Source organism: Bacillus sp. JJ1503, assembly GCF_036965125.1.
Lineage (GTDB): Bacteria > Bacillota > Bacilli > Bacillales > Cytobacillaceae > Cytobacillus.
Window position 1 is genome coordinate 1 of sequence record NZ_JBALOZ010000354.1, and the last position, 563, is coordinate 563.

The 563-nt window shown below is 33.4% G+C and carries 1 pseudogene; it reads right to left on the reverse strand.

Annotated features, from left to right (window positions below):
- Positions 1-86 precede the first annotated feature (86 nt).
- Positions 87-563: pseudogene (locus tag V7149_RS22475) on the reverse strand (purine-cytosine permease family protein); the annotation flags it as partial.

Genomic DNA, 563 nt, shown 5'->3' on the forward strand with positions numbered 1-563 from the left:
ATTTTAAAAGCGTATTTGTCGTTCTCTCTGTATTAATTAATCTATTTAATAATTTAATTGAAGTATGGCGCAAGCATTTTAATTCTTTATCCAATAAATTCATTGGATGAAACATCAGTAGCTTCTTTTTTACTGTAATATTTTCCTTTAGTTGCAATAGCTAAAACAATCGTAAGGACAAATGCTAAGATCGCTGCGAAAAATGCTGCTACATTTTGTAGAAAGGCGCCTAAATATCCGAAAGCAGCAATGGAACCAAGTACGCTTGATACAATAATTGAAATGACACCAACAGGATTCCAGGCATATAGATATTCTTGGCGATGTTCAAAATAATTAGGGCCAATTTTTAATATTCTCTTTACTACAACGGCATCACTTACTAAAATTGCTGCCCATGATAATAGAAAGACTCCTTGGAAGGTTAGTAGATTCCCTAAATGATCTAATACTCCACCTAGCATTAAGATAATTGCAGCAACCGATGTAAAAACAACCCAGAATGTTCTCCCTGGTTTAAATTTAAATACGTTTTCAAAAAAGCTTGCCAATGACAATGATCC